The 3,898-nt window shown below is 31.5% G+C and carries 7 protein-coding genes; all 7 read left to right on the top strand.

The annotated features are described in order from the left end of the window. The coding region (locus BZG02_RS20530) for a hypothetical protein (protein WP_218972321.1) at nt 1–324 on the top strand (324 nt) is incomplete at its 5' end. Nucleotides 325–694: 370 nt separating this feature from the next. Further along, a complete protein-coding gene (locus BZG02_RS20525) occupies nt 695–1,279 on the top strand; it encodes a RepA protein (protein ID WP_101263619.1) in 585 nt (194 codons plus the stop codon). Nucleotides 1,280–1,398: 119 nt separating this feature from the next. After that, a complete protein-coding gene (locus BZG02_RS20520; RefSeq protein WP_101263618.1) occupies nt 1,399–1,647 on the top strand; it encodes a type II toxin-antitoxin system Phd/YefM family antitoxin in 249 nt (82 codons plus the stop codon). A gap of 10 nt (nt 1,648–1,657) precedes the next feature. Next, complete coding sequence (locus BZG02_RS20515; protein ID WP_101263617.1) at nt 1,658–1,939, top strand: Txe/YoeB family addiction module toxin; 282 nt, start codon at nt 1,658–1,660, stop codon at nt 1,937–1,939. Nucleotides 1,940–2,086: 147 nt separating this feature from the next. Beyond that, nucleotides 2,087–2,233, top strand: coding sequence for a hypothetical protein (locus BZG02_RS20920; protein WP_180335804.1), 147 nt, complete (start codon nt 2,087–2,089; stop codon nt 2,231–2,233). Nucleotides 2,234–2,287: 54 nt separating this feature from the next. Continuing rightward, nucleotides 2,288–2,617 (top strand): hypothetical protein, encoded by a 330-nt coding sequence (locus tag BZG02_RS20510; protein ID WP_101263616.1) that lies wholly within the window; start codon nt 2,288–2,290, stop codon nt 2,615–2,617. Between the two features lie 277 nt (nt 2,618–2,894). After that, the gene (gene mobV, locus BZG02_RS20505) at nt 2,895–3,701 is read left to right on the top strand and encodes a MobV family relaxase (protein ID WP_101263615.1); all 807 of its coding nucleotides are present in this window, start codon (nt 2,895–2,897) and stop codon (nt 3,699–3,701) included. Nucleotides 3,702–3,898: the final 197 nt, after the last annotated feature.

The raw sequence follows: 3,898 nt of genomic DNA, 5'->3' as shown, positions 1-3,898 counted from the left end.
AGTCTTAAAATCATGCAAAACGTCTTAAATAGGGTTCAAAACGTAAAGATTCCATCAGAGATCAAACTAGAGAAGACACAAAGAATAGAATTTGCAGATACTACCCGAAAATGGTTGCTTTTATTTTTCTCCTGTAGTTTGTTGGTTGTTGTGCTTTCCTTGGGGTTTGCATGGTGGTCTTATCAGTTTGAATACAAACCAAAAAAAGAACTGGAAGTTTTAGATAAACAACATGAATGGCTAATCAATTACGTTGGTGAAATGGCTGAAAAGAATCCTAAAACTCACAATCAATACTTAGAAGAAAACCCAATCCCTCAGTAATGGCTTACTTCTCTCCTTCGTCGAGCAAGTTCCATCCCATTCGGGATATCTTCGATGTGTTTAAGGTATTTATTTCTTCATTTTCATTTTCAAGAAGGCTTTTTTAAAGCCTCTCAAAGAGGAATAATTATTCCCCCTTGAAACCCCCTTTTTTAAGAAGCTAAGAAGGGAATTACATAAACACTTGATACTCAGTACACCATTTTTGTCAAGGTGACAATTTAAAACTGTGTAGGTGACAATTTAAAACTGTTGATTTTATTTGTTTTTTACAGTTTAGAATTGTACGTTTGTGTCTTTAAATACAATTTTATGTTGTGTGAGGTACAATAAAAACTTGTCTAATCAGTAGTAAAAATACAGTTTTAAGATGAAAGGATATAAGCCAATAAAAGAACTTCCTAAATACCAAAACAATCCATTTTTAGAGAATGCAATACAAAAAGTTGAAGAAAACACAGTTTCTAAAAGAAGATTTATAAAAGGAGGTAAGGGGGTTGAACAATCAATTGTAAATGATCATGGAGAGATCACCGGGACTACTGCTTTTTTACAACAAATTGAAGTTGATGAAGATAAGTTTGCAAAATTATATCTTTCTCAATTTTCAGCATTTTGGGATTTATCTAAGCCAGCAATAAAAGTATTTGGGCATATTATAACTAATTGTCTAATCCCTAATAAAGATGAATTCTATTTCAATATGGATGAAGCCTTAGAATATACGGGATATACTTCAAACAGATACATCCTTACAGGTTTAGCCTCTTTATGTGAGCATGGTATTATAGCAAGAAGTAATATGGCTTATAAATATTTCATTAATCCTCTTGTGGTCTTTAATGGTAACAGAGTAACATTTGCTAAAACTTACATTCGTAAGAAGAAAAAAATAATTGAGGATAAGGAGCAAATGAGTATTGCCTGGGAGGAAGGCTCTGAATTTGAATCATAAACATTCTTTTAGTCAGAAAGCTTATAAATCCTAGGGGTTTGGGGACTAGTCCCCAATTAAAACTATTTAATTTTAATTTTCGTATATTTGTACCAAATAGGTACATTAATAAAAATAATATGAGAATTATAAGTAGTAGAGAGTTTAGAGATAATCAAAAAATGTATTTTGATTTAGCTGATGATCAAGAGCAAATAATAGTTCAACGAGGAAAAAATAAAGCTTATATGCTTACTCCAGTTTCAGAAATAGATCGAATGTCTGTAAATCCAATTCTTATTGAAAAAATAAGAAAGGCAGAAAAAAGTTTAAAAGCTGGAGAATACACAGAAGTTGATTCAACTAAAAGTATTTGGGAACAAATTTGACTTGATAACAATGAATAATTACAAAGTAATCAAGACTAAACAAGTCGATAAAGATTTGAAAAAACATTTTAAATCAGGTCATAAAGCGAGTATTAAACGTATTGAGCAAATCTTTATTGAATTAACTAAACATCCATATAGCGGGGTAGGAAATCCTAAAGCATTGAAATATGATTTATCAGGATATTGGTCTCGAGAAATTAATGAGAAAGATCGTTTAATTTATCGAGTTGATGATGAAATAATAACAGTTTCAGTAGTATCAGCCATGGGGCATTATGATGACAAATAGAAATCCACCTAATGATTTACATTGGGTGGATTTTTTTAGCTTTTTGACTAAAAGAATGTTATTAAGTTAATATTTAACATTTTTCAAGGTTACCTTTTGATAATAAACAGAATAAAGGGTTGTAAATATTAATTAAAAAACAATCTGATGGAAAATTTTAATTTTTTAGAGTTGAAAAAAGAAGAAATGAAAAATGCTTTGGGTGGTGAACAAGCACCTATTTACGGATCTGATAGTATAGGTTATTATTATTTGATTGATGGAGAATACTATAGTGTCGGTGATTTTGCATAGTTAAACTAATCCTTTAAATTTATATAGCTATTTAATCTTTATAAAATATATTCAATGAAAAATTATCTATACATCTTATTAATTTTTACATTTACCTTTATGTCTGTAGGTTTTAAGCAAAACACTAAAAGCCAAGATCGTATGCCAATTCATTTTGGAAAATGTATAGATGTCTTAGATGTAATTATAAAAAAAGAAAAAGGAGATTCAATAGCTGCATATATTTTTTTTAAAAAAAATTATTATTTAATAGAAGACAGTGGATACGTTAAATGTCGCTTAAGAGAAAAGAATATTTATGAGTATTTTTCTGATTCTTTAAATGTAAATAAAATGTGTATTTCAAAAGTGAAAACACATAGTAGTGATTTCATATACAGATAATCTAAATATAAAAACCCTGGCATTTCTACCAGGGCATTCTCATAGATCGGATTTGGCGCTGACAAGTTGCATCCCTGCAGAGCTTATTTCCTTCCTCACCGACACAACAAATCTAAACAATTATTTTCATTTTCCCCAACATTTTTTTGCACGATTTTAAATCCTTACTTTTGGGTAAGTGTAGCTCAATACACTTTACATTCTCAAACCTCCTTTCAGTCGATTTGTTTATGTAAAGTTATTTCGCTCTACGAGGTTTCAAACAAAAACTAAAATAATGGGGAAAACAGTATGTCATATGGACAAAGCAAAGGCAGGCGGATCAGGAGGACTAACCCATCACATTGATCGGACCCAGCAAAAGGATGTTTCTGGAAATATCAATCAATCAAAATCCCATGAAAATTTCGAACTGGTGAAAAAGACCGGTACGATTGATCAAATGATAAAAGAGCGAATTTCGAAAGGCTATCAGGGGAAAAAAACAATTCGAAAAGATGCTGTAACTTCTCAAAGATTTATTCTTTCAGGTTCACATGATGCAATGATGAAACTTGATAAACTCCAGATTATGAAATGGGCAAAGGATAATTACGATTTTTTTGAGGTCAAATACGGAAAAGAAAACATTATCCGGGCAACAGTTCATTTGGATGAAAAAACGCCACACATGCACCTGATTGTAGTACCTCTGACCAAAGATGGAAAACTATCAGCAAAGGAATTTACCGGAACAAGGGAGAAATTGAAACAGCTTCAAACAGATTACGCCCAAAACATAGGAATTAAATATGGGTTGGAAAGAGGCCTCAAAGATACTAACCGTAAGCATATCACAACAAAAGACTATTACCGATATGTAAATTCAAACGAACTTACTGCAGAGAAACTTTTAGAGCATCCCAATGCTAAAGATTTAACGGCAAAACTTATTGAAATGGCTGATAACAACAAGGGATTGGAGCATATTGCACACAAAAAACATTTAGAACATGGACGAGAATTTTCTGAACGAACTGAACAAAGCGAAAAGTCAAGAGGACAAGAAAAATCAAACAATCGAGGATTTAGCCAGGGAATGTAAAATTCTTTCAGATCAAAACACAGCTATTTTAAGAACTTTAAAAAATTTCAAGCCTGAGTTGAGCGATCAGAGTCTTAAAATCATGCAAAACGTCTTAAATAGGGTTCAAAACGTAAAGATTCCATCAGAGATCAAACTAGAGAAGACACAAAGAATAGAATTTGCAGATACTACCCGAAAATGGTTGCTTTTATTTT

The sequence above is a fragment of the Labilibaculum filiforme genome, assembly GCF_002843315.1.
GTDB classification, from domain to species: Bacteria; Bacteroidota; Bacteroidia; order Bacteroidales; family Marinifilaceae; genus Labilibaculum; species Labilibaculum filiforme.
This window is presented reverse-complemented; position numbering and strand designations above follow the sequence as displayed.

What these genes read in the sequence shown, in the direction of transcription:
- BZG02_RS20525 (WP_101263619.1), top strand. Translation starts at nt 695, where the DNA reads ATGAAAGGATATAAGCCAATAAAAGAACTTCCTAAATACCAAAACAAT.
- BZG02_RS20520 (WP_101263618.1), top strand. Translation starts at nt 1,399, where the DNA reads ATGAGAATTATAAGTAGTAGAGAGTTTAGAGATAATCAAAAAATGTAT.
- BZG02_RS20515 (WP_101263617.1), top strand. Translation starts at nt 1,658, where the DNA reads ATGAATAATTACAAAGTAATCAAGACTAAACAAGTCGATAAAGATTTG.
- BZG02_RS20920 (WP_180335804.1), top strand. Translation starts at nt 2,087, where the DNA reads ATGGAAAATTTTAATTTTTTAGAGTTGAAAAAAGAAGAAATGAAAAAT.
- BZG02_RS20510 (WP_101263616.1), top strand. Translation starts at nt 2,288, where the DNA reads ATGAAAAATTATCTATACATCTTATTAATTTTTACATTTACCTTTATG.
- mobV (WP_101263615.1), top strand. Translation starts at nt 2,895, where the DNA reads ATGGGGAAAACAGTATGTCATATGGACAAAGCAAAGGCAGGCGGATCA.